The organism is Arthrobacter sp. B1805, from assembly GCF_002929745.1.
In the GTDB taxonomy this organism is placed as follows: Bacteria; Actinomycetota; Actinomycetes; order Actinomycetales; family Micrococcaceae; genus Arthrobacter_D.
The window spans coordinates 88,425-112,749 of the sequence record NZ_PJIQ01000001.1; the positions used below are offsets into that span (position 1 = coordinate 88,425).

Annotated in this window: 24 protein-coding genes; 12 read left to right on the top strand and 12 right to left on the bottom strand. The window is 67.7% G+C overall.

Features of this window, described 5'->3' with window-relative positions; translation table 11 throughout:
- Window positions 1–2: 2 nt before the first annotated feature.
- Window positions 3–1,118, bottom strand: a complete 1,116-nt coding sequence (gene ald, locus CXQ96_RS00485; RefSeq protein WP_104116084.1) for an alanine dehydrogenase — start codon at window positions 1,116–1,118, stop codon at window positions 3–5.
- A 267-nt stretch (window positions 1,119–1,385) separates the two neighbouring features.
- Here ald and CXQ96_RS00490 point away from each other — a divergent pair, with 267 nt between their 5' ends.
- Window positions 1,386–2,633 (top strand): CdaR family transcriptional regulator, encoded by a 1,248-nt coding sequence (locus tag CXQ96_RS00490; RefSeq protein WP_104116085.1) that lies wholly within the window; start codon window positions 1,386–1,388, stop codon window positions 2,631–2,633.
- 32 nt (window positions 2,634–2,665) lie between these two features.
- Here the strand turns inward: CXQ96_RS00490 and CXQ96_RS00495 are convergent, their stop codons facing one another.
- Entirely contained in the window at window positions 2,666–3,088 is a 423-nt protein-coding gene (locus CXQ96_RS00495) for a helix-turn-helix domain-containing protein (protein ID WP_104116086.1), read from the bottom strand.
- Window positions 3,089–3,243: 155 nt separating this feature from the next.
- Here CXQ96_RS00495 and CXQ96_RS00500 point away from each other — a divergent pair, with 155 nt between their 5' ends.
- On the top strand, window positions 3,244–3,507 hold the full coding sequence (locus CXQ96_RS00500; protein WP_104116087.1) for a hypothetical protein: 264 nt from the start codon (window positions 3,244–3,246) through the stop codon (window positions 3,505–3,507).
- On the opposite strand, the gene CXQ96_RS00505 is transcribed toward CXQ96_RS00500, so the two are convergent.
- On the bottom strand, window positions 3,508–4,419 hold the full coding sequence (locus tag CXQ96_RS00505) for a hypothetical protein (RefSeq protein ID WP_104116088.1): 912 nt from the start codon (window positions 4,417–4,419) through the stop codon (window positions 3,508–3,510).
- 156 nt (window positions 4,420–4,575) lie between these two features.
- Here CXQ96_RS00505 and CXQ96_RS00510 point away from each other — a divergent pair, with 156 nt between their 5' ends.
- Both CXQ96_RS00510 and CXQ96_RS00515 read left to right on the top strand, forming a co-directional pair.
- On the top strand, window positions 4,576–5,340 hold the full coding sequence (locus tag CXQ96_RS00510; protein ID WP_104116089.1) for a MerR family transcriptional regulator: 765 nt from the start codon (window positions 4,576–4,578) through the stop codon (window positions 5,338–5,340).
- A 115-nt stretch (window positions 5,341–5,455) separates the two neighbouring features.
- On the top strand, window positions 5,456–6,298 hold the full coding sequence (locus CXQ96_RS00515; RefSeq protein ID WP_258058697.1) for a DUF1206 domain-containing protein: 843 nt from the start codon (window positions 5,456–5,458) through the stop codon (window positions 6,296–6,298).
- 27 nt (window positions 6,299–6,325) lie between these two features.
- Here the strand turns inward: CXQ96_RS00515 and CXQ96_RS00520 are convergent, their stop codons facing one another.
- The 3 genes from CXQ96_RS00520 to rhaI are packed head-to-tail and all read right to left on the bottom strand — an operon-like array spanning window position 6,326 to window position 11,086.
- On the bottom strand, window positions 6,326–7,810 hold the full coding sequence (locus CXQ96_RS00520) for a rhamnulokinase family protein (RefSeq protein WP_258058698.1): 1,485 nt from the start codon (window positions 7,808–7,810) through the stop codon (window positions 6,326–6,328).
- Between the two features lie 13 nt (window positions 7,811–7,823).
- Entirely contained in the window at window positions 7,824–9,923 is a 2,100-nt protein-coding gene (locus tag CXQ96_RS00525; protein ID WP_104116091.1) for a bifunctional aldolase/short-chain dehydrogenase, read from the bottom strand.
- Complete coding sequence (gene rhaI / locus CXQ96_RS00530; protein ID WP_181036305.1) at window positions 9,920–11,086, bottom strand: L-rhamnose isomerase; 1,167 nt, start codon at window positions 11,084–11,086, stop codon at window positions 9,920–9,922. Before rhaI ends, CXQ96_RS00525 begins: the two co-directional genes overlap by 4 nt.
- A gap of 221 nt (window positions 11,087–11,307) precedes the next feature.
- Between rhaI and CXQ96_RS00535 the strand changes: the two genes are divergently transcribed.
- From CXQ96_RS00535 to CXQ96_RS00565, 7 genes are all read left to right on the top strand, one after another.
- Window positions 11,308–12,339 carry a LacI family DNA-binding transcriptional regulator gene (locus CXQ96_RS00535; protein ID WP_104116092.1) on the top strand — a complete coding sequence of 344 codons (1,032 nt, stop codon included), beginning with the start codon at window positions 11,308–11,310 and terminating at the stop codon, window positions 12,337–12,339.
- 125 nt (window positions 12,340–12,464) lie between these two features.
- Window positions 12,465–14,009, top strand: a complete 1,545-nt coding sequence (locus tag CXQ96_RS00540) for a sugar ABC transporter ATP-binding protein (RefSeq protein ID WP_104116093.1) — start codon at window positions 12,465–12,467, stop codon at window positions 14,007–14,009.
- Window positions 14,006–15,052 (top strand): ABC transporter permease, encoded by a 1,047-nt coding sequence (locus CXQ96_RS00545; protein WP_104116094.1) that lies wholly within the window; start codon window positions 14,006–14,008, stop codon window positions 15,050–15,052. The genes CXQ96_RS00540 and CXQ96_RS00545 overlap by 4 nt, the downstream gene beginning before the upstream one ends.
- Entirely contained in the window at window positions 15,045–16,229 is a 1,185-nt protein-coding gene (locus CXQ96_RS00550) for an ABC transporter permease (protein ID WP_258058699.1), read from the top strand. The genes CXQ96_RS00545 and CXQ96_RS00550 overlap by 8 nt, the downstream gene beginning before the upstream one ends.
- 61 nt (window positions 16,230–16,290) lie before the next feature.
- Window positions 16,291–17,352 (top strand): rhamnose ABC transporter substrate-binding protein, encoded by a 1,062-nt coding sequence (gene rhaS / locus CXQ96_RS00555; RefSeq protein WP_104116096.1) that lies wholly within the window; start codon window positions 16,291–16,293, stop codon window positions 17,350–17,352.
- Between the two features lie 110 nt (window positions 17,353–17,462).
- On the top strand, window positions 17,463–18,932 hold the full coding sequence (locus tag CXQ96_RS00560; RefSeq protein ID WP_104116097.1) for an L-fucose/L-arabinose isomerase family protein: 1,470 nt from the start codon (window positions 17,463–17,465) through the stop codon (window positions 18,930–18,932).
- Window positions 18,933–18,974: 42 nt separating this feature from the next.
- Complete coding sequence (locus tag CXQ96_RS00565; protein ID WP_104116098.1) at window positions 18,975–19,301, top strand: L-rhamnose mutarotase; 327 nt, start codon at window positions 18,975–18,977, stop codon at window positions 19,299–19,301.
- A gap of 36 nt (window positions 19,302–19,337) precedes the next feature.
- Here CXQ96_RS00565 and CXQ96_RS00570 read toward each other — a convergent pair whose 3' ends face one another.
- Window positions 19,338–19,580, bottom strand: a complete 243-nt coding sequence (locus tag CXQ96_RS00570) for a hypothetical protein (RefSeq protein ID WP_104116099.1) — start codon at window positions 19,578–19,580, stop codon at window positions 19,338–19,340.
- A gap of 130 nt (window positions 19,581–19,710) precedes the next feature.
- Entirely contained in the window at window positions 19,711–20,169 is a 459-nt protein-coding gene (locus tag CXQ96_RS00575) for a Fur family transcriptional regulator (protein ID WP_104116100.1), read from the bottom strand.
- A 238-nt stretch (window positions 20,170–20,407) separates the two neighbouring features.
- Here CXQ96_RS00575 and CXQ96_RS00580 point away from each other — a divergent pair, with 238 nt between their 5' ends.
- Window positions 20,408–21,241 carry a GAF domain-containing protein gene (locus CXQ96_RS00580; RefSeq protein ID WP_181036306.1) on the top strand — a complete coding sequence of 278 codons (834 nt, stop codon included), beginning with the start codon at window positions 20,408–20,410 and terminating at the stop codon, window positions 21,239–21,241.
- A gap of 15 nt (window positions 21,242–21,256) precedes the next feature.
- On the opposite strand, the gene CXQ96_RS00585 is transcribed toward CXQ96_RS00580, so the two are convergent.
- From CXQ96_RS00585 to CXQ96_RS00600, 4 genes are all read right to left on the bottom strand, one after another.
- Window positions 21,257–22,012 carry a GAF and ANTAR domain-containing protein gene (locus CXQ96_RS00585; RefSeq protein WP_258058700.1) on the bottom strand — a complete coding sequence of 252 codons (756 nt, stop codon included), beginning with the start codon at window positions 22,010–22,012 and terminating at the stop codon, window positions 21,257–21,259.
- A gap of 126 nt (window positions 22,013–22,138) precedes the next feature.
- Entirely contained in the window at window positions 22,139–22,405 is a 267-nt protein-coding gene (locus tag CXQ96_RS00590; RefSeq protein ID WP_181036307.1) for a hypothetical protein, read from the bottom strand.
- 158 nt (window positions 22,406–22,563) lie between these two features.
- Window positions 22,564–23,526, bottom strand: coding sequence for an alpha/beta fold hydrolase (locus CXQ96_RS00595; protein ID WP_146070779.1), 963 nt, complete (start codon window positions 23,524–23,526; stop codon window positions 22,564–22,566).
- Window positions 23,527–23,590: 64 nt separating this feature from the next.
- A partial coding sequence (locus tag CXQ96_RS00600; RefSeq protein WP_104116103.1) for an acyl-CoA desaturase occupies window positions 23,591–24,325 on the bottom strand: 735 nt, incomplete at its 5' end.

The window sequence follows — 24,325 nt, forward strand, 5'->3', positions numbered from 1 at the left end:
GTTCAGTCGACGAGCGCGGTCCAGTCCTCCGCGAGCTCCAGCCCGTGTGCCTCGGAGACCGAGTGGTGGGCGACCGCGCCCGCGGCAACGTTCAGCCCGTGGGCGAGGGCGGCATCGGCCTCGAAAGCGCCGCGGACGCCCCTGTCGGCGAGGGCGAGGGCATAGGGGAGCGTCACGTTGGTCAGCGCGTAGGTCGACGTGTTCGGGACGGCACCCGGCATGTTCCCCACGCAGTAGAACAGCGAGCCGTGCACGGTGAAGGTGGGGTTCTCGTGGGTAGTCACGTGTGAATCCTCGAAGCAGCCGCCCTGGTCGACGGCGATGTCGACGAGGACGCTGCCGGGCTTCATCCGGGCCACGAGGGCATTGGTGACGAGCTTCGGTGCCCGCGCTCCCGGAATGAGGACGGACCCGATGACGAGATCGGCCTCGAGGACGGATTTCTCGATCTCCAGCGCGTTGGACGCGACGGTCTTGATGCGTCCGGCATACAGGGCATCGAGCTCGCGAAGCCGGGTGATGTTGATGTCGAGGATGGTGACCTCCGCGCCCGTCCCGACGGCCATCGCCGTCGCGTTGGTGCCCGCGACACCGGCTCCGAGGACCACCACCTTGGCCGGACGGACGCCGGCGACGCCGCCGAGCAGCAGCCCGGGCCCGCCCGCGGGGGCTGTCATCACCTGGGCGCCGACCTGGACCGAGAGTCTGCCGGCCACCTCGGACATCGGCGCGAGCAGGGGCAGGGCGCGCCCGTCCTGCACGGTCTCATAGGCGATCGCGATGACGCCGGCGTCGAGCAGCGCCCGGGTCAGTTCGGGTTCCGCCGCGAGGTGCAGGTAGGTGAAGAGGATCAGGCCGCTGCGGAAGCGGTGGTACTCGGCAGCGATGGGTTCCTTCACCTTCAGCACCATGTCGGCGCGGGCCCAGACGTCATCGGCCGCGTCGACGAGTTCCGCGCCGGCTGCCTCGTATTCGGCATCGGTGATGCTCGAGCCCACGCCCGCGCCACGCTCGACGAGCACAGCGTGTCCATGCGCCCGGAATTCGTGGACGCCGGAGGCCGTGATGGCGACGCGGAACTCGTTGTTCTTCACTTCTTTGGGGACGCCGATGATCATTGGGTTCTCCAGGGTGCGATCGGGCGGACGGGGGTAGCTCCAGAATAGGGACGGCCTTCGGGCACGGGGAGGATTTTCTGCGCGGCCGTCGAGGGGGACAGCATCCCCTTCGGGACCGCCCGCCTGCCCAACCCCTGATGTTCAGCGGTTGATGAGGTGTGTGAGCTGCGCCACTAGCAGGCGTCGGCGAATGCCGCTATCGACAAGTGTCGACTTCAGCAGCGTCAAGTGTCGGCCCGAAGGGATCGGCCCATCTACTGTTGGGGTGTGCAGAACCAGGTCATCGAAGACGTCGTCGAGTCGATCGCGCAGTCGGTCGGTCGCGGGCTCTCGCTGGAGGACCCCGACGGCGTACTTCTCGCCTACAGCAGCCACCAGACATCTGCAGACCGCGTCCGGGTCAACTTCCTGCTCAGCAAGAAGGTGCCCCCCGACGTCAACGAGTGGCAGTTGCGCCACGGGATCGCTCAGGCCGTCCGCGCCGTCGCCGTGCCGGCGAACGAGGAACTGGGCATGCTGGGCCGGATCTGCGTGCCGCTGCTCGTGCGCGGCTTCCGCGTGGGCTACCTGTGGGTGCAGCAGCGCTCGGGAGAGGACCCGGCGGCCGGCATTCTCGCCTCCCTGGCAGCGGTGCGCCCGTCGATCGACCGCCTTGCCGAACTCCTCCTCGAGACGGACTCGGCGTCGTCCGAGCGCCGGACGCAGCGGGAAGCCGCGTTCCTTGCGGCCTGCCGGGGAGCAGCGCCCGCCGTGGAGGAGCTGCGAGGCTGGCGCGAACTCGGAGCACACGGACCATGGCGGGTCGCCGTCGTGCACGAGGTGTCGGATGGGGGCGGGCAGGCACGGCCGGACGCGACGAGTGACGCCGAGGATCCACACGAGCTAGCGCTGCTGCACCGGACCGTCGCGCTCCAGGCGACCGTCGGCGTCGTGCCGGTCCTGTTCAGCGCGGGCGCCTCGGCCTTCTCCGTCCTGCTGTGCGCTCCAGGGATCGGGCGCAGCGCGCTGCAGGAGGTGCTCGACCGGTACGGCGCCCAGGTCGCCAAGCGCGCGGGTCGTGCGGCAGGCCGTCTCGTCGTCGGGCTGAGCGAACCCGCGCCCGATGTCCGCGATCTGGCGACGGCCTTCGTGCAGGCGCAGCACGCAGTGCAGGCCGCCGTCGTCGACCCGGGTCTGGGCGAGGTCACCGCCTATGCGGGGATCGGGGTCTACCAGTTCCTCGGCGCCCTGGGCTGGCAGGCGCCGAGGCACGGCAGCGTGCACTTCGGCGAGTTGAGCGAAGCGGAGCGCGTCGATGAGCTCCTGCCCGTCCTCGAACTGCTCTACGACAAGAACGGTTCCGTCCAGGATGTCGCTGCGCAACTCCACCTCCACCGCAGCAGCGTGTACAACCGGCTGGCCCGGGTCCGGTCGATCATCGGAGTCGACCCACTCGCCGGATCGGTGCGGCTGGAGCTCCACCTGGCCCTCAAAGCCAACCGCTGGCGACGACGTCCGCGCTTCGAGCAGACGTAGCGCGACGCCTGGCAGGCAGGCCGCCCTGCAGCCTAGGAGGGGTCGGGCAGGGGGCTGGGTGCAGGTGCTGGTTCGGCGGAGGAGGACTGGCGGCGGAGCTGGCTGCGGAGCCAGTCCTCGACGTCAGCCCTGCGGATACGTCGATGCGAGCCGCGGTACTCGACAGGGAGGGTGCCCGCGTCGGTGAGCTTGCGCAGGTAGCTGTGCGAGATGCCCGCCAGTTCTGCCGCCTGCGACGTGGTCAGCAGCTCGGCCACCGAGGTCACCTGTACGGCATCGCCGTCGGACAGGCGGGCGAGGAGGTCGACGACGGCGGCCCGGGCGTCGGACGGCAGGCGGTGCGCGGTGCCGTCCACGAAGACCGTCACATCGGCGCTGCCCGAGAGTGCGCGCCGCAGGGGCCCTGCCTGCTCGGGAGGAAGTGCTGCGGTGGATCTCGGGGGTCTGGCCGTCATGGGCCCATTCTGTCAGCCCTGGTGCGCACTCGTGCCGGGCCGGGCGTCCACCGTCGCCGTCCTTCCACAAGCCCTGGCCGAGGTCTATATTTAAGGTATAAGTACCCTTACTACCTGCGTCCAACGTCGGCTGCAGGACGGAAACGGTGATTCTCATGACAACAATCGATCACGGGAGAAGCCTGCGCACGAGCAGCTTCCCCATCTCGCTGGCGGAAGCGGGCGAAGCACCCTTCTGCCCCCAGTGCCGTACCGATGAATACCTGATCTTCGAGGAGTTCGTTCCAGCGCGGCAGGCGGAACACTCGACCGACCTCCTGCCCGCCAGCGCCAGTTACACCTGCTCCGAGTGCGGCACGTTCAACGCGCACGCGGTCCCGGCGTCGTGGCGTCCGCCGCAATGGTTCTGGTACAGCTGACTAGCTGACGGACGGCGCTGGGTCGCCGGTCCGCCCGCCCCAGCCGTTTCCGTCCCCGTCCACCCCGGCAGTGCCACCACGGACGTCCCGATCAGGTTCTGGCCGGTCGTCTCGGGGGCTCGGTCCGCCCAGCGGTGACGCGTCCGTACCCGGCGGTTCCCCTCTCCGGTCCGCCGGGGTGATCCGGTACGCCGTGCCGCCGTCGACCCTGCGGTACTCGAGGAGATTGAGCAGCGAGGCCACGCAGAGTGCGAGGCCCGACATCTCGAGGGTCTCCTCGATCAGGGTCAGGACGAAGAACGACGGCGCGGCACCCTCGTTGAGGAGGGTCATTCCGGCCAGCGACTCGGCGCCGACCGACCCTCCGACGAAGACCAGCCCCGACGCCACGAGTCCGAGCGAGACAGCACGCGGCAGCGACAGCACGAGCCGGACCAGGAAGGCGCAGAGAACAGCTGCGATCAGGACGCCCGGCAGCACCCATGTGAAGCCGACCGTCACGGGCAGGAAGCGCGCGAGCTCGTTGCCGACGACGTCGAGGCGTTCGTGCAGCTCGAGCGTCTCGTCCAGTGACAGGAAGAACGCGAGGAAGGAGAAGAAGCCCCAGGAGGAGCGGAAGCGGACGGCGTGGCGGCAGTAGTACGCGGCGAGCAGGCCGATCACGATCCACAGCCCAGCGCTGAACCAGGTGGGAACGTTGATCTCGCGCCCTACGTCGAAGAAGTAGAACCAGAAGTGGATGTCCGCGTACGTCTCGGGTGTGGATACTGCGACGGCGCGCCACAGAAGGTAGCTCGCACCACTGAGGACGGCCACCGGAACCATCAGGACGAGGAAACATCGCACCAGTCGGATCCGTTGCCACGTCCGGATCGCGGCCACCGTTGTCTTTTCGTCCGTCCTGTCGCGCATTCTTCCAGCCCTTCTCCTCGCAGCCCCGGTGCTGCCTGAGTAGCGTAGCTGTTCCCGGGAGGCAGCACCGGGTAGCTCGCCCTCGCTTGACCTTGACGCTGCGTCAACTTCTACTGTGGTTCCCATCGGCGCACGATGCGCTGCAGGAGGAGCCAGATGGACTACCCGATCACCGCCGTTGCACGGCTTGCCGGCACCACGAGCCGGACGCTGCGGCACTACGCCGACGTCGGCCTGCTGGAGCCGTCCCGGATCGGGAGCAACGGCTACCGCTACTACGACTCGGCAGCCCTGGTGCGGCTCCAGCGCATCCTGTTGTTGAGGTCGCTCGGCCTGCCGCTGCCGGCTATCAGGGCAGTGCTCGACACCGAAGGCACCGATGCTTCGGCGCCGGCCCTGCGGGCCCACCTCGAGCACCTCCGCGGCGAGCAACAGCGACTCGACTGCCAGATCACAGCGGTCCTCACCACGGTGGAGGCCCTCGAACGAGGAGAGGAACCGATGCCCGAGCACATGTTCGACGGGTTCGACCACACGCGGTACAGGGAGGAGGTCCAGGAGCGCTGGGGGCACGAAGCCTACGCGCACGGTGACTCCCGGTGGCGTGGCAGGTCCGACGCCGAGAAGGAATCGTTCGGGAAGGAGCTCGCCGGACTGAACGCCGATTGGGCCGCTGCCGCCGCGCGGGGCATCGAGCCGACGAGCGCCGAAGCCCAGGACCTGGCCCAACGGCACATGACCTGGCTCTCGGGCGTACCCGGCGTGCCCCGCACGAAGGATGGTTCCCTGCCTACCGGATACGTCCGTGGACTGGGCGACATGTACGTGACCGACCCCCGCTTCGCTTCCAACTACGGCGGGCGGGGCGGGGCGGAACTCGTCCGGGACGCCCTGGGCGAGTGGTTGTCGCGATCGTCCTGACGTCCAGGGTCACTCCCGTGTGCAGCGGTCCGGGTGGTGCTCCTATGCTGGATCGAGCACCCTCCGGGCTCTGTCCCTGCTGGGTGGTCGTGGAACCGTGCCGGGAGGTCGAGCAGTGACGACGGACAGCAGCGCCGACCCGCAGGGACTGGCGAGCCGGGCCGCCGATGCCGCCGAATGCGTGTCCGATACACGCGCGCTCGATGTCGTGGCACGCCTGGGCTTCGCGGCGCTCGCTGTGGTGCACATTCTGATCGGGATCATCGCGCTCCGTCTTGCTTTCGGCGGCAACGGGGAGGCCGAACCGACCGGCGCGCTCGAGGAGGTCGCAGAGGGGCGTCTCGGGACGCCGATCATGTGGATCTGCGCTGCGGGATGCGCGGGTCTCGCGCTGTGGCAATTCAGCGAGGCGACGCTGCGCGCTCGCCACCTCACCACCGGGCAGCGCATCGGCAAGCACCTCTCGTCCGGATCGCTTGCGATCATCTACGGATCCATGGCCGGCACGTTCGCGCGTTTCGCGCTCGGTAACGGTCCTGACTCCTCGGAATCGACGGTGGACTTCACCCGGACACTGCTCGCATCGCGGTTCGGCGTGCTCCTCGTGTTCCTGACCGCCGCCATCATCCTCGGGATCGGCCTGCATTTCGTCATCAAGGGGGTACGGCGCGCCTTCCGGCCAGAACTCCAGGCGTTCGAGGACACAGCCCACGGGCGCGTCATCGAGGTCCTCGGCGTCGTGGGGCACGTGGCGAAAGGCGTCGCGCTGCTCCTTGTCGGCGGGTTGTTCGTCGTGGCGGGCCTTAACCACGATCCGCAGGGATCAACGGGACTCGACGGCAGCCTGAAGGCCCTCCAGTACCACCCCGCCGGTGTCTACGTGCTCACAGCGATCGCCGTGGGCCTGATCTGCTACGGGATCTTCGCCATCATCCGGTCCGTCTTCGGCCGGATGTGAGTGCTCGTCTCATGCGCGCCGGAGTCCCTACGGCTGGCTCGCCGGGAGCAGGCGCTGCTGCTCGCCGGCGGTTAGGGGCGCAGGTTCGTAGCGGATCGTCCGTGCAGCGGCACGGGCCGCTGCCCTGACGCCTGCGAGTCCGGCTCCGTCGGCGAGGAGGCCGGCAGCACGGGCCTGGACGAGGACGTTGCCGAGTGCGGTGGCCTCCACCGGCCCCGCGAGGACGGGAAGGCCCGTCCGGTCCGCTGTCAGCTGGCAGAGCAGGGCGTTCTGGGACCCGCCACCCACCACGTGGATGACGTCGATCCGTGTTCCGGACAGACGCTCGGCGTCCCGCAGCGTGCGCGCGTAGGCGTTCGCGAGGCTGTCCAGGATGCACCGCACGACGGCTTCGCGTGACGACGGTACAGGCCCCCCTGCTGCCTCGGCGGCGCGACGGATACGGGACGGCATGCCGCCCGGCGCCAGGAACTCGGTGCTGTCGGCGTCGACGGTCGGCCCGCCCGGAGGCAGGTGTCCCGCGCTGGCAAGCAGACTGAGGAGGTCGGGTTCGGGCCCCTCGATGCTCCACTCCCGCAGGCACTCCTGCAAGAGCCAGAGACCTCCGGTGTTGCGGAGGTACCGAATGGTCCCGTCGACGCCCCGCTCGTTGGTGAAGTTCGCGGCGCGGCTCTCGGGGGTCAGGATGGGTGCCTCGAGTTCGACGCCCACGAGAGACCACGTGCCGGAGGAGATGTAGGCGAAGTGCGGTGATTCCGCCGGAACGGCGGCGACGGCGGATGCGGTGTCGTGCGATCCCACGGCGACGACGGCGGTCCGCTCCGAGAGGCCCGTCGCTCGCGCGGCCGCGGGGGACAGGTGCCCGATGACCGCTCCGGGCTCGACGAGCGGCGGGAAGAGGTCCGGTGACAGGCCCAGTGGCACGAAGAGGTCCGCCGCCCAGGTGCCCGTACCGGCATCGAGCAGGCCCGTGGTCGATGCGTTGGTCGACTCGGTACGGCGCACGCCCGTCAGTCGGTACGCGAGCAGGTCCGGGATGAGCAGTGCCTGGACGCCGTCCAGCGAGCGTTCGGCGGCCAGCTGATAGACCGTGTTGAAGGGCAGGAACTGCAGCCCGGTGCGCGCGTAGAGCTGTTCCGGTGGGACGGCCGCGTGCACGACGCCGATGGTCGACTCGGTCCGGGCGTCGCGGTAGCTGAAGGGAAGGTGGCGCAACCTGCCGGCGTCGTCGACCAGTCCGTAGTCCACGGCCCAGGTGTCGATCCCGATACTCGTGACGGCGTCGCCGGCCGCGGCCGCCGTCTCGGCGGCGGCCGCGAGCCCGGCGAGAACCTCCTCGAAGAGTGACTCGATGTCCCAGCGCAGCGCTCCGCCCAGGAACTGTGCGCCGTTCGGAAAGCGGTGGACGGTGCGCAGGTCCGGACCATCCTCCGTCAGGCTGCCCAGGATCACGCGTCCGGAGGAGGCGCCGATATCGACGGCGGCGAACACCTCCCTGCGGGCCCCCTTCATCCCACCGGCCATGTCAGCGCAGGAACGCCGCGGCGACGCCGGCGTCCACGGGGATGTGCAGGCCCGTGGTGTGCGAGAGTTCGGCGGAGGTCAGGACGGCGACGGCGTTGGCCACGTTCTCCGGCAGCACCTCGCGCTTGAGGAGCGTGCGCTGCGCGTAGTACTCACCCAGCTTCTCCTCTTCCACGCCGTAGACGGCGGCGCGCTTGGCACCCCACCCGCCGGCGAAGATACCGGAGCCGCGCACCACGCCGTCGGGGTTGATGCCGTTGACGCGGACGCCGTAGCCGCCCAGTTCGGCGGCGAGCAGGCGGACCTGATGTGCCTGGTCGGCCTTCGTGGCGCTGTAGGCGATGTTGTTGGGGCCCGCGAACACGGAGTTCTTCGAGGAGATGTAGATGATGTCGCCGCCCATGTCCTGCTCGATGAGCACCTTCGCTGCCGCCTGCGACATGAGGAAGGAGCCCTTCGCCATGACGTTGTGCTGCAGGTCCCAGTCCTTCTCGGTCGTCTCGAGGAGGGGCTTCGAGATGGAGAGGCCCGCGTTGTTCACCACGAGGTCGAGTCCACCGAAGGCCAGCACGGCGGCCTTCACGGCCTCCTGTACCTGGGCGGGATCGGTGACGTCCGCCTGGACGCCGATCGCCACGTCGGGGCCACCGAGTTCGTCGGCCACCGAGCTCGCGCTGTCGATGTTGAGGTCCGCGATGACGATGCACGCACCCTCGGCCGCCAGCCGTGTGGCGATGGCCTTGCCGATGCCCGACGCGGCTCCGGTCACGAGGGCGATGCGCCCGGCGTGCCACTTCGGCTTCGGCATGCGCGCGAGCTTGGCCTCCTCGAGCGCCCAGTACTCGATGCGGAACTTCTCGACCTCGTCGATGGGTGAGTAGGTCGAGATGGCTTCCGCCCCGCGCATCACGTTGATCGCGTTCAGGTAGAACTCACCGGCGACGCGGGCGGTCTGCTTGTTGGCACCGAAGGAGAACATACCCACGCCCGGTACGAGCACGATCGCGGGGTCCGCGCCGCGCATGGCCGGCGAATCCGGCGCTGCGTGGCGCTCGTAGTAGGCCGCGTAGTCCTTCCGGTATTCCGCGTGCAGCTCGTGCAGGCGCAGCAGGCAGCTTTCGACGTCGGCGCCCGCGGGCAGATCCAGGATCAGTGGCTTGACCTTGGTGCGCAGGAAGTGGTCGGGGCAGCTCGTTCCGAGCGCGCCGAGACGCGGGTGGTTGGTCGAGGCGAGGAAGTCGAGGACGCGGGGATCGTCGGTGAAGTGGCCCACCTGTGCCTTGTCGGTGGAGGCGAGCCCGCGGATCGTCGGTGCCAGGGCCGCGGCCTTGGCCCGGCGCTCCTGCTCGGGGAGCGCCGCGTAGCCCTCGAGTGCAGGGCCGAAGGGCTCCGCCTTGCCGTGCTCGGCGATGTACCGTTCGGCCGTCTCGATGATCCAGAGCGAGTTCGCCTCGGCCTCGGCCGAGGTCTCTCCCCACGCGGTGATGCCGTGGCCGCCGAGGATCGTGCCGATCGCCTCGGGGTTGGCTTCCTTGATGGCGGCGATGTCGAGGCCGAGCTGGAAGCCGGGGCGGCGCCAGGGCACCCAGACCACCTTGTTGCCGAAGATGGTCGAGGTCAGTGCCTCCCCGTCGACAGCGGTGGCGATGGCGATGCCGGAATCGGGGTGCAGGTGGTCGACGTGCGCGGCATCGACGAGCCCGTGCATGGCCGTGTCGATGGACGGCGCTGCGCCGCCCTTGCCGTGCAGCGTGTAGTCGAACGCCGCGACCATCTCGTCCTCACGCTCGACACCCGGATACACCGAACGCAGGGCGCGCATCCGGTCCAGCCGCAGGACGGCGAGCCCGGATTCCTTGAGCGTACCGAGGTCGCCGCCGGATCCCTTGACCCAGAGAAGCTCGACGTCCTCGCCCGTGGCCGGATCGAATCCGATACCCTTCGCGGACGTGTTGCCGCCGGCGTAGTTGGTGTTGCGCTTGTCCGCGCCCAGGCGGTTCGACCGCTCGATGAGGTCCTGCACCGTCTGGTTGACGGTCTGGTCTGTGGAACCGTTGGTGGAGGCGCTCGTTGCGTGCCCCGTCGTCGTCGTCACTGTCATGCTCCCCATCCGGCCTGCTGGCCGCCCTGTCGTTCGCTGTTGATTCGGTCCTGGTACCCACTGGCGCGGTACGCCTCCATGGGATCCGCGGGCAGTCCCTTGGACTCGCGCCACTGCGCCAGGCCCGGGCGGACGTCCGTGTAGAAGGCGTCCATCATGATCGCGTTGGCAGCGAGGACGTCGCCGGATTCCTGTGCCGCGGTGAGCGCCGGCCGGTCGATGAGCAGTGCACGCGCCGTCATCTCCTGGACGTTCAGCACCGAACGGATCTGCCCCGGGATCTTCTCCTCCAGGTTGTGGCACTGGTCGAGCATGAGGGCGATGCCGCTCTCGGGTGCGAGGCCGCCGCCGCGCACCACCTCCGCCATGATCCGGAACAGCTGGAACGGATCCGCGGCTCCGACGATCAGGTCGTCGTCCGCATAGAAACGCGAGTTGAAGTCGAAGGATCCGAGCTTCCCGAGGCGGATGAGCTGCGCCACGATGAATTCGATATTCGTGCCTGGTGCGTGGTGACCGGTGTCGAGGCACACGAGGGCCTTCTCCCCGAGCTGCAGGCAGTGCGCATAGGAGGTGCCCCAGTCGGGAACGTCCGTGTGGTAGAACGCCGGTTCGAAGAACTTGTACTCGAGGACCAGCCGCTGGTCCTCGCCGAGGCGGTCGTACACCTTCCGGAGGGAATCCTGCAGCCAGTCCTGCCGGGACCGCATGTCCGCCTGCCCTGGGTAGTTGGAGCCGTCCGCCAGCCAGATCTTGAGGTCGCGCGAACCCGTGACGTTCATGACCTCGATGCACTCGTACATGTGGTCGATCGCCTTGTTCCGCACCGCGGCGTCGCTGTGCGTCAGGCTGCCGAACTTGTAGTCGTCGTCCTGGAAGGTGTTGCTGTTGATGGTGCCGAGCGCGACGCCGTTCTCGGCGGCGAAGTCAGCGAGGACACCGTAGTCGTCCACCTTGTCCCAGGGAATGTGGAGGGCGACACTCGGAGCGAGCCCGGTCAGGCGGTTGACCATGCCCGCGTCCGCGATCTTCTCCTGCACGGTACGAGGCGTGCCGGGGGTGGCGAAGACCTTGAAGCGTGTTCCGGAATTGCCGTAGGCCCAGGAGGGCACCTCGATGGCGAGCTGCTCCAGCTGCGCCGCGATGTCGTCGATGACAGTCATGTACTCTCTCCAGCGTGGTGGCGACCGGGTGCTTCGTCACACCTCGGACGGCGGTTTCTCGTGGGCCTTCCCGGCATGGATCGTGCCGGGAGGGTGAAGTGCGGATGGCGTGTCTTTGAATCGTTTCAGTGACACGTTTCAAAGTTATCCTTGCTTGAGACCGAGTGTCAACAGTCCTGTCGCCGCCTTCCGTGCGCCGGGGCCTGAGCGTCGAGGAAACCATGGACAGGCGACCAGTCAGCATCAAGGACGTTGCGGATCGCGCGGGCGTTGCCATCGGCACGGTGTCCAATGTGCTCAACCACCCCGCCCGGGTCTCCGCCGCAACGAGGGAGCGCGTGCAGGGCGCCATCGACGAGCTGAACTTCGTCCGCAACGACGCCGCCCGGCAGTTGCGCGCAGGCCAGAGCCGCACCATCGGCCTAATCGTCCTCGACGTCGGCAACCCGTTCTTCTCGTCCCTCGCCCGCGCTGCGGAGGACTGCGCATCGGAGAACGGCAGCACGGTGGTGCTGGGTGACAGTGGGCAGGACGTCGTACGCGAGGCGAGGTACATCGACGTCTTCGAACAGCAGCGCGTCCAGGGCATGCTCATCTCGCCCGTCGGTGATGTGGGCCCGCGGGTGGAGGCGCTCCGCAAGCGGGGCATGCCCGTGGTCCTCGTTGACCGTGTCGATCCGCAGCGGCGCTGCAGTTCGGTGTCCGTGGACGACATCGCCGGAGGCTACATGGCCGTGCGGCACCTCCTCGAGGCCGGGCGGAGGCGCATCGTCTTCGTGGGGACGAAGGCCGACTACCGGCAGGTGGCGGACCGGCTGACGGGCGCCCGCCAGGCCGTCGAGGAGTACGACGACGCGGTGCTCGAGGTCGTGGAGGCCGACGCCATGACCGTCCTCGCGGGCCGGGATGCCGGTGAGGAGATTGCGCGGCGCAGGGGGAGCGGTCTTCCGGACGGCATTTTCTGCGCCAACGACCTCCTCGCCATCGGCGTCATGCAGGCAGTCCTGCTGATCCGCGGGCTCCGGATCCCCGAGGACCTCGCCCTCATCGGGTACGACGACATCGACTTCTCCGCCTCGACGGTCGTTCCGCTGACGACCGTCCGCAAGCCCACCGAGCTGATGGGGCGGACCGCCGTCGAGCTCCTCCTGGAAGAGATCGAAGCACCCGCTTCCCGGCGCCGGCAGGTCATCTTCGATCCGGAGCTGGTCGAACGCGGGAGCACGACGACGTCGGTCCGCGCCGGGGTCTGACGATCACGCGGAGAGCCGACCGAGGTCACAGGTCGATTTCGGGCGGTTGACGGTGATGTAGGTCACGCCTACTATTCGATGTGAACCGTTGCTCTGAAACGATTCATTTCCTTGGAGGAGTTGCAGTGACGCACTTTGATGGTGGCAGTGTCGCCACCGACCCGGCAGCAGGGACGCCCGTGCTGGCCCTCCGGGGGGCACTGAAGACCTTCGGGCCGGTCGTGGCCCTGGCCGACGGGACGATCGAGCTGGCGGCGGGGGAGATCCACGCACTCGTGGGTGAGAACGGTGCCGGGAAGTCGACGCTCGTCAAGATCCTCGCCGGCGTGCACCAGCCCGACGCCGGGGAGTTCCTCGTCGCAGGGCAGGCCGTGAGCTTCCGGAACGTCGCCGACAGCAAGGCTGCCGGCATCTCCGTCATCTATCAGGAGCCGACGCTCTTCCCCGACCTCACGGTGGCCGAGAACATCTTCATCGGCAGGCAGCCGAAGGGCCGTTTCGGCCTCATCAGCCGTGTCGAGATGCGCCGCCGCGCCCGGGAACTCTTCGACCAGCTCGGTGTGCCAATCGATCCTGACCGCGTGGCGGAGGGCCTGTCCATCGCGGACCAGCAGATCATCGAGATCGCGAAGGCCATCTCCCTGGATGCCCGCATCCTCGTCATGGACGAGCCCACCGCCGCACTGAGCGGCGTCGAGGTGGACCGTTTATTCGCCGTCGCCCGCCGGCTGCGTGACGGCGGCAGCGGCATCCTGTTCATCTCGCACCGCTTCGACGAGGTCTTCGGCCTCTGCGACCGCATCACGGTCATGCGTGACGGCACCTACATCACGACGCACGACACAGCCGCGACCTCCGTGGAGGAAATCGTTCGCGAGATGGTGGGGCGCGACATCAATGCGCTGTTCCCGAAGACCGAGACCGAGGCGGGTGACGTCGTCCTCAGGGTGACCGGACTGACGCGTCCGGGAGTGTTCCACGACATCGATTTCGAGGTGCGGGCGGGCGAGATCGTCGCGCTGTCCGGGCTCGTGGGAGCCGGCCGGACGGAGGTCGCCCGGGCAGTGTTCGGCATCGACCGCTACGAGTCGGGCACCGTCGAGATGTTCGGACGTGCGCTCCGCCGCAAGGACCCGCGGGCCGCCATCGACGCAGGCATCGGGTTCGTCCCCGAGGACCGGCGCAAGCAGGGACTCGTGATGGACCTGTCGGTGGAACGCAACGCGGCGCTCACGCTGCGCCACTCACTCGCGAGGTTCGGCATCATCAGCGGCAGGGCCGAGCGGGAAGCCGCCGAGACCTGGGGCAAGCGGCTGCAGGTCAAGGCCGGCTCACCGGAACATGCCGTCTCCACGCTCTCGGGTGGCAACCAGCAGAAGGTCGTCCTCGCAAAGTGGCTCGCGACCGATCCGAAACTCCTCATCATCGACGAGCCGACGCGCGGGATCGACGTCGGGACCAAGAGCGAGGTGCACCGCCTGATCTCGGAACTCGCGGGGCGCGGTATCGCAATCCTCATGATTTCCTCCGAGCTTCCCGAGGTGCTCGGCATGGCGGACCGCGTCCTGGTCATGCGGGAGGGCCGGATCACCGGCCGGCTGAATCGCACGGAAGCCACTGCCGAAACCGTCATGCACGCCGCCACCGCATCCCTGGAGTCAACGCGATGAGCCTCGACAGCAAGAGTACGGCACCCGCACATCCCACTCCCGAGCACGGGCGGACGTCGGCCCTCGGCTCCCTCCTGAAGCTCCGCGAACTTCCCGTCGTGCTTGCGCTCGTGGTGCTGGTCGCCGTGACCGCGGCCATCAATCCGCTCTTCCTGAGCGAGCAGGGCATCAAGGACCTGCTGCTGAACGCGACCATCCTCATGATCCTGGCCGTCGGGCAGACGCTCGTGATCATCACACGGAATATCGATCTCTCGGTCGGCTCGATCCTCGGACTCGTGGCGTTCTCGACGGGCAGCCTCTTCGTGGCGGCACCGAACCTGCCGATCGTCGCCGTGTTCGTGCTCGGCATGCTCTTCGGAGCGGTGCTCGGCGGCCTGAACGGCCTGCTCATCACCATCGCCAAGGTGCCGGCACTCGTCATCACGCTCGGTACGCTCTACATCTTCCGCGGCATCAACAACGCCTGGGCGGGCGGCACCCAGTACTTCGCCGGCGACCGGCCCGAGGCGTTCGGCAACCTCTCGGTGGACACGGCTCTCGGATTCCCCGTGATTACCCTGATCGCCGTCGTCGTCGTCGCGATCGTCGCCGTCTACATGCTCGGCACGCGCCCTGGCCGCGACCTCTACGCGATCGGCTCAGATCCCGACGCCGCCCGATTGTTCGGAATTCCGGTCACCCGCCGGGTCCTGCTCGCCTTCGTGGTGAACGGACTCCTGGCCGGTCTGGCCGGGGTGCTCTACGCGAGCCGCTTCAACTCGGTCGGCGCGACGACGGGATCGGGACTCGAGCTCGACGTCGTTGCAGCGGCGGTCGTGGGCGGGGTCGCCATCTTCGGAGGCAGCGGCACCGTCGTGGGAGCCGCCATCGGCGCCCTTCTCCTGACGACGATCACGAGCGCCCTGACGGCGCTGCGCGTCGACAAGTTCTGGCAGCAGGCAATCGTGGGCATCCTGATCCTAGCGGCAGTCGTCATCGATCGGATCGCCAGCGTGCGGTCCGCCCGCAAACTTCGCATCGCGGAGGCCCGCAATGTCTGACCCCTCCGCTTCCCCCACCGCCGTCCAGCCCGAAGGGCACCAGCCGGAATCCGGCCCACCACCGAAAGGCAGGCGCATGGCCGCTACGCCCGGAAGCACGAAGACCGCGGCCGAGGCAGGCCGGAAGCCGGCGAGGTCCCGGACAGGCAAGGCCGACACGTCCACGGTGCTCGCCGTATCCAAGGGCCGCACGGGAGCCGCGCGGATGCTGCTCGGGCGCGACGCCATCATGATCTACGTGCTCCTCGTCGTCGTGCTCTATGCAAGCATCGTGATCCCGCGCTTCGCCTCACCTGTGACCGTCGGGTTCCTGCTCCTCGATGTGATTCCCACGCTGCTCATCGCCCTGCCGATGACGCTGGTGATCATCTCGGGCGAGATCGATCTCTCTGTCGCGAGCATCGCCGGACTGACCAGCGCCCTCATGGGCGTGCTGTGGCAGGGCGGTATGAACATCGCGCTCGTCCTGGTGATCTGCGTGCTGGCCGGTCTGGTCGCCGGTGCCTTCAACGGCGTGCTCATCGCCTATCTCGGCCTCCCGTCCCTCGCCGTCACCATCGGTACGCTGGCCCTCTTCCGGGGTCTCGCCCTCGTGGTCATCGGTGACAACGCCGTCGCGAACTTCCCGCCCGGGCTGACCGCCTTCTTCACCTCGAAGCTCGGCGGCACCGGGATCCCGACCGTCATGATCGGCGTCGTCGTGCTGATCATCGCCTTCGCCGTCGTGCTGCACTTCACGCCGTTCGGCCGCGGGCTCTTCGCGCTGGGCTACAGCAAGGAAGCCGCGACCTTCGTCGGTATCGACGTCGCCCGTTCGAAGTTCCTGCTGTACCTGGCCACGGGCACCGTGTCCGCACTGGCCGGTATCTACTGGACACTCCGTTACTCCAGTGCCCGCAGCGACAACGCGAGCGGGCTCGAACTCGCGGTCATCGCCGCTGTACTCCTCGGGGGAGTGTCGATCTTCGGCGGCAAGGGGTCCATCCCAGGAGTCCTGGCCGGAGTGCTGCTGATCGGCACCATCAACTACGCCCTGAAGCTGGATCGCGTCTCGGAGGTGGTCCTCATCATCGTGACGGGCTCGTTGCTCATCATCTCGGTGGTGGCGCCGAACATCGCGTCAGCCATCCGGCGGGCCCGCCATTCCCGGCAGGTCCGCAGCGCACCACTTCCCTAGGCCGTCCTCCTAGGGTTGCACCCGGCGACTGGTTTCCAGCGCCCATCGAAAGGAAAAAACAATGAGGTTTATTCACTCCGGAACCCGACGGCGCGCAGCGTTCGCGGCCCTCGCCACGAGTGCCGCCCTGGTGCTCAGCGCGTGCGGTGGCGGTGCTGCCTCCGAAGGCGGCGGCAGCGAGGGTGGCAGCGGATCGGACGGCGAGCAGACGATCACGTTCATCCCCAAGCAGCTCAACAACCCCTACACCGATGTGGTGCTCGGCGGTGGCGAGGATGGTGCTTCTGAGGCCGGCTTCGCCGAATCCGAGGTCGTCGGTCCGCTGGACGCCAGCGCCTCGAGCCAGGTGTCCTTCATCAACGCGGAGACGCAGCGTGGTACCAACGTCATCGTGATCGCCGCGAACGATCCCGACGCCGTCGGTCCCGCCCTCGAGGAAGCACGGGCGGCGGGTTCGAAGATCGTCGCTTTCGACTCAGACACCAACCCCGACTACCGCGACCTCTTCGTGAGCCAGGTCAACGCCAAGGACGTGGCCCTGGTCCAGCTCGAGCTGATCTCGGAGCAGATCGGCGGAGAGGGCGAGATCGCAATCCTCTCAGCCACGGCCAACGCCACGAACCAGAACGAGTGGATCAAGTTCATGGAGGAGGAACTGGCGTCGAACCCGGATTACGCGAACATCGAGCTCGTCGCCAAGGTCTACGGCGACGACGACGACACGAAGTCCTTCCAGGAAGCGCAGGGTCTGCTGCAGGCCTACCCGGACCTCAAGGGCATCATCTCGCCCACCACGGTCGGCATCGCGGCGACCGCCCGGTACCTCTCCACCTCGGAGTACAAGGGCAAGGTCGCCCTGACGGGCCTCGGCCTCCCCAACGAGATGCGTCCGTTCGTCAAGGACGGCACGGTCAGCGAGTTCGCGCTCTGGGATCCGGCACAGCTCGGCTACGTGGCCGCGTTCGCAGGTAAGGCACTGGCCGACGGCGACATCACCGGCGAGCCCGGTGACACCTTCGAGGCCGGTGAGCTCGGAGAGCGCGAGGTCGGCGAGGGCGGCATCGTCCTGGTCGGTCCGCCCACGCAGTTCAACGCGGAGAACATCGACGACTACGACTTCTAGCCGGTCCGGACGGGGCGTCCTCGCGGGCGCCCCGCCCTTCCCCGTCCAGCGTCCCCACCCGAACGTTCGCTGTTCCCACCCCGCCCCGACCCGCCGTCCGAGGAGCACCCTTGACCACCGATGCCACTGCCGGATCCGCCGGCCCGCTGGCCGTCCCTGAGCAGCTCGAGCCCATCCGCCGCCGTCCTACGCGCCTCGGTCTGGTCTCCGGCGGGCTCGGTGCGTACTGGCCGCAGTTCCCCGACCTGCTGCCGCAGCTTCAGGAGTCGGCGCGCTACGTCACCGCCAGGTTCGGCGAGCTCGACGCAGAGGTCACCGACGTCGGCTTCGTCTCCGATGCCCGAGAGGCGGCGACTGCCGCGGAGGAGTTGCGCCGAGCGGACTGCGACCTGATCGTCATCTTCCTGACCACCTACCTCACGTCCTCGATGGTCCTGCCGATCGCACAGCGGTCGGGGACGCCGGTCCTCGTGATCGACCTGCAGCCCACCGAGGCGATGGACCACGCGAACGTCGATACCGGCAGGTGGCTCGCCTACTGCGGACAATGTCCGGTACCCGAGGTCGCCAACGTCTTCCGGAGGGCAGGAATTCCGTTCCGCTCCGTGTCCGGCCACCTGAAGCAGGAGTCGGCGTGGCAGCGCATCAACCAGTGGGTGCACGCTGCCGGAGTGCGCGGCAGGCTGCGACACGCGCGCCACGGGCTCATGGGCCACGTCTACCCGGGCATGCTCGATGTCTCGACGGATCTCACCACGGTGTCGACGACGTTCGGCTCGCACGTCGAGGTCGTCGAGTTCGACGACCTCCGCGAGTTCGTCGCCGAGGTGACCGATGAGCAGGTGCGTGAGCGCGTGGCCCTGGCGCGGGACCTCTTCACCATTGACGCATCCGTCGTCGACGAGGATTTCGCGTGGGGCGCGAAGGTGTCCGTCGGGCTCGATCGCCTCGTCACGGAGTTCGACCTGGATTCGCTGGCCTACTACCACCGTGGCCTGGCGGGGGAGCAGCACGAACGCCTGGGCGCAGGGATGATCCTGGGCGCCTCGATCCTGACCGCGCGTGGTGTTCCCATGGCGGGCGAGTACGAGCTTCGGACCTCCATCGCGATGCTCGCCGCCCACACCATGGGCGCGGGAGGCTCCTTCACGGAGATCCAGGCGCTCAACTTCCTCGACAACGTGGTGGAGATGGGACACGACGGTCCTGCCCACCTCGCCGTCAGCGCCGCTGATCCACTGCTGCGCGGACTGGGTGTCTACCACGGCAAGCGGGGCTGGGGCGTCTCCGTGGAATTCGACGTGCGCCACGGTCCCGTCACCACTTTCGGTATCGGGCAGGATCCGGACGGGTCCTACGTCTTCATCACGTCCGAGGGCACCGTGGTGCCCGGGCCCCTGCTGGCCATCGGCAACACGACGTCGCGGGTGGATTTCGGCGGAGACCCGGGCCTGTGGGTGGACGAGTGGAGCCAGACCGGCATCGGCCATCACTGGGCCCTGTGCGTGGGGCACCGGGCGGCCGACGTGAAGGCGGCAGCAAGCCTCCTCGGCGTCGAGCACCGTCACGTAGCCCTCTGATCCCATCAACCAGCTCTTCCAGCAGCGAAGGAACCGATATCAATGGAGCGTGTGTGCTTCCAACTACAGGTCCGGCCCGAGCGGATCCCGGAGTACCGCGAACGGCACGCGGCGATCTGGCCTGACATGGCGAGGGCACTGAAGGCGACGGGGTGGAACAACTACTCGCTGTTCCTGCGTCCCGACGGTCTGCTGATCGGATACGTGGAGTGCGAGGACTTCGCAGCATCCCAGTCCGCGATGGCCGACACGGAGGTCAATGCCAGGTGGCAGGCGGAAATGGCACCGTTCTTCGTGGCCCTCGACGGGCGCCCGGACGAAGGATTCCTCCGGCTCGATGAGGTGTTCCATCTGGACGACCAGCTGTAGGTGTGCCCGGTTGGGACTTCTGCCACTTTCGAAGTGTCAGGCGGAGTAGGTGTAGAACCCGCCGGAGGGTCGAGCTGCAGACGACGTCGAGACGTAGGTTCCGCGCGTCGCGGGTACGGCCCTGCCGGTCGTCACATAGGTCCCTCCGGTCTGACCGTGAACAGTTGCGGGTGCGGAGACGGTGACGTAACTGCCGCCCATGGGGGCCGGCGCCCTGAGGTCGGAGAGTGCTGTCGAAGGCTTCTGGGTGTGGGGCGAAACGCGATCGAGGAGTGTCATGAGCTTCTTTCCGTTGATGGAGGGGTGCCTGCAGGGGGGTGAATCAGGCACGCCGAAGAGAGGGTTGTCGGTTTTCGATTGTTGACCGTCGCCGCCACTGCACCCGTTGCATATGGGTGTCGCTGGCGGCCTAGCCGGCAGGAGCCACGGTCTCCCGGCACTGCTCGCAGAGGCCATTGAAGGTGACCTCGGCCGCGATCACGGTGAATCCGTGGGTGTCCGAGGGGGTCAGGCAGGGAGCCGCGCCGATGACGCAATCGACATCCCGGATGGCTCCGCAGGAGATGCACACCAGGTGGTGGTGATTATCGCGGACTCTGCACTCGAACAGCGCCGGCGATCCGGCTGGATCGAACCTTCGCACGAGGCCCGCCTCCGTGAAGGCGGCGAGAACCCCGTAGACCGCCTGGGTGGACGTGCCGGGAAGGGTATTCCGCACGCTCTCGAACACGTGGTCGGCGCTCGAGTGCGGCCTGCTCTGCAGCGCCTGCAGCACGGCCACCCGTGGAGCGGTGACCTTCAGCCCTGCCGCTCGGATGGATTGCCGCAGCACCTCCGGATCGGCAGGGGCGGAGGGCGAGAGCGTCATGATCCAAGCCTACTGGTTGTTTTGATTAAGTCAAAACAACTGAACGGCATTGAGGACTCCTGCTGCCGGGCCACAGTGGTATGCGGTGCAGATCGTCCGGCAACTGGTGTCATCGGAGGCAAGGCTTGCTAACGTGGGGTAGTAAGCCTGCTGACGGTCCGACGTCTTGCCGGTCGAAGCGGTAGCACTGACGACAATCAACGGCTTGGGCGGGGCTGTCGGCATGGAGGGTACTGGTATGAGCGCGCAGGCACAGGTTGAGCAGCTGAGGGAGGTCCTGTCGGCAACAGGGCTGACTCTCGAGGACATATGGGTCAGCTACTACGGCCGGGGCGGTGCGGTGTCGCGCTTCGAGCTCGAGGCGTACCTCTCCGGGATGTTCGAGTTGCAGGACATCGAGTGCGACATCCTGGCTGATGCAACGAACGAGCTGCTGGCGGGAGTCGGCGCGAAGGACCGCATCGAGCGCTGTTCGGTGGAGGGGCCGCAGCAATCGTCGATCGATTCCCGGCGGGCTCTCGGTGTCGCAGGATCGTTCCTCTTCACCCCGGAGGAGCAGGAGCAGGAACGCCTGGATGCGGTCACCCGGACACACCTGCTCGACACCCTGCAGGAGGAGAGGTTCGACCGGATCACACGACAGGCGAAGGACTACTTCCAGGTCAGCTCGGCCATCGTGGCGTTGATCGACGATCGGCGCCAGTTCCTCAAATCCGTGATCGGGCCGGTTCAGCAGAACATGCCACGAGAAATCTCCTTCTGCAACGCGACGATCCGGAATGCGGGCCCGCTGATCGTGCGGGACGCGCTGCAGGACGAGCGGTTCAAGGACAACCCACTCGTCCTGGGGGAGCCCTACATCGGCTTCTACGCCGGCTATCCGTTGCGAGGGCCTGGCGGCTGGACGATCGGCACGCTGTGCGTGATCGACCAGCAGCCGCGGGAATACTCGATGCGGGACGGCAGGAAGCTACGAACGCTCGCCCGGGAAGTCGAGGACGAGATCAACGGACCACGCCTCGTGCCCGACGACCCTGACGAGTCACCGGCAGGGCAGGTTCACCAACCCTGACGCGTACTCCTACGATCAGCCGTCGAAGTGTGTGCGGACCGTTCCCTTCTGGCCCAGGGAGGCCAGGAGGTCCACGGCGAGGTCCCGCAGCTTCATGTTGCGGCCCTGGGAAGCGGTGCGCAGGATCGCGATCGCTTCGTCCTGGCTGCAGCGGTTCTGGCCCATGACGGCGCCCACGGCAAGATCGATGGCGGTCCGGGACTCCATGGCTGCCTTGAGGTGTTCCGAGTTGTCGCTCAGCGTTGCTATCCTGACAGCCAGCCGAAGGGACTTCGACGCATCGCGGGCGAATCCCTCGGCAACGGCGATGCTCGTCTCCGAGAATGCGTCCGGTTCCGTCGAGTAGAAGTCGAGGCCGGCGCTTGCCCCGGCGTCCAGCCGGATGGGGATCCCCAGCGCCGAGCGGATGCCGTGGCTGGCGATGGCTTCGCGGTATTCGGGGAACCTGGACTCGCTCAGGAAATCCGGAATGTGCACCGTGTAGCCCTCGCGTGCGGCGCGAAGGCACGGTCCGTCGTTGAACCCGTACTGCACCTCATCCATCACCTTCGCCTGGTCGCTGCTACTCGCAACCGTGACCATCGACCGCGGACGCAACAGGGTGACACCGCAGAACACCTCGCCCTGCGCGCTGGTGAACGCCGTCGATGCGACGGTGACGAGGCCGTCGAGGAACTGCTGGACGTCGTCGCTGTCGAGCACCATGTCCTGTAGCAGGGAGATGGTCTGGTTCTCCGCGGCTTCTGCGGCAAGTTCCCTTTCATCAGGCACTGCGGTAATTCCTCACCGACTCCTGCAGGAGCCACTTCGACGACCAACGGACGGAACAGGGGATGATTCGGTCGCCGGCCCGGGAGGGCTGCCGACGGCGGTTCGGCGCGGCATCCGCGGGGAACGCTACAGGCGGCGGAGGTCCCCACCGGCGGGAAGGAACGACTGAGGGGACACAACCGCCGGTGCAGTGGCCTCCGCTGCATCACGGCGGTCGAGCTCCTCGTTCAGTTCCTCGCTGCGGAACTCTGTCTCCGGATCGACTTCACCGTCGTGCACGTACTCGTGCGACAACTCGCGTTGGATCTTGCTGTTGAGAACCTCGACCTCCGGAAGATCGAGCCCTGCAAGGTCTTCGGGAAAAGGCTCGGAGGGAGTGAGTCTGGTGTTCATGGGACGCCTATCAACTGGAAGGGAACAGGGACCAACCCCGGGCTCTCTTCTGAACCGCCGCTGACCACGTCAGCAGGACCTCATCCTACTCAATCCGCAGGCCGGGACCGCCACCATTTCCTCGAGGCGGCGCGGAGGAAGGGAGGAAGGTTGTGGCGCTATCCCACGCGGTCCGGGAACGGGCGGACGCGAAGATTCTCGACGAGCCGCAGGATGGCCCTCGCGACGAAGCGGGAACCTGCACGGTGCGCGGCGTGGGGCTGGCCGGGCACCTCCACCATCCGTCCGTCGGGAGCCGACGCGGCCAGTCTGCGACACCACGTGCGGCTCGCTACCGGATCCAGTGCGCCCCGCAGCACCAGGACCGGCTGTGTCACCGCTGCGAGGCGGTCGTCCAGGCGATAGTCCAGCATCACGGGTAGCTCCTTCAGGTACCAGCGGATCCCGCACTGCAGGTACGCCGCCCCCACCAGGAGGTTCGTGACCGGACGTTCCAGCAGGGTGTCGAGGGCCAGAGCGGCGGCGTTCCGCGCGGCGGTCGGATGCAACGTGTCCGTGACCGGCCCGATGAGGACCACGGCCGAGACCAGGTCAGGACGGTTCACCGCGAGTTCGGTGACGAACTGGGCGCCCATCGAATGCCCGACCACCACGCACGACTGACGCCCTGCGTCCACCAGTGCCGTCGCGATGACTGCCGCATAATCACCGACGCCGAGCTGCGAAGCCGGCCGGGGGGTCCCACCGAAACCGGGAAGGTCGAGCACCAGGGTGTCTCCGTAGTGCACCAGCTCCGCTCGCAACCGGGCGAAGTAGCGGTGCGACATGCCGATTCCGTGCACCAGGACGAAGACAGGACGAGCAGGATCGTCGTCGGTCCGCCTGGACCACGAGTGGAGGCGGTACGACACCTCCCGGCGCGATCCGGTCGCTGCATCCAGCGTCGTCCTCACTATGCCCGTGCAGTCGTGGACGACGACGGCCTCGCCCGCCGGTTCCTCGCCGTCGAACGGGCGGCCGAAGGACGCGTGGCGGGAAGCCGGACGCCACGGGGTGGAACGGCAGAGAGCCACCAGCTGGAGGAGGGCAGGCAGGCGCCCGGTCGAACGATGGAATGTCACTGCGCGCAGGATCACTTTCGCGGGCGGGCGCCGCTTCGAAGTGCGGCGGGCGGGGGGCCGGGGGTCAGGGTTGGCGGTAGCGGTTGAGAGTGGGGCAGTCGAAGGGGTCACGGGCTGCGAGTCCTACGCGGTTGAGGTAGGTGACGACGGCGGCGTAGGAGGCGGTGACGTCCACTTCGGTGTAGGGCACGCGCAGGCGCTCGCAGTGTTCCTTGACGATCACGGCGGCGCGGCGCAGGTGAGGGCGCGGCATGTCGGGGAAGAGGTGGTGTTCGATCTGGAAGTTCAATCCGCCGAAGGCGTTGTTCACGAACGAGCCTCCGCGGATGTTGCGGGAGGTGAGGACCTGCTTCTGGAAGAAGTCGAGCTTGCTGCCTTTGGGCACGATGGGCATGCCCTTGTGGTTGGGCGCGAAGCTGGCGCCCATGTAGATCCCGAAGACCGCGAGCTGGACGCCGAGGAACGCGAAGGCCATGCCGACCGGGAGGAACCAGAAGAGGACGCCGAGGTAGGCGCCGAATCGGGCGCCCAGGAGCGCGAGTTCCACCCAGCGGCCCTTGATGGTGCGGCGGGCGAAGAGGGTGCTGATGGAGCGGGCATGCAGGTTGATGCCTTCCATGGTCAGCAGGGGGAAGAAGAGGTAACCCTGGCGGCGGGTGATCCAGGCCTGGAGGCCGGTGGCTTTCGCGGCGTCCTCCTCGAGGAACGAGATGGTGTCGACCTCGATGTCGGGGTCCTTGCCGCGGGTGTTGGGATCATTGTGGTGGCGGGTGTGCTTGTCCATCCACCAGGCGTAGCT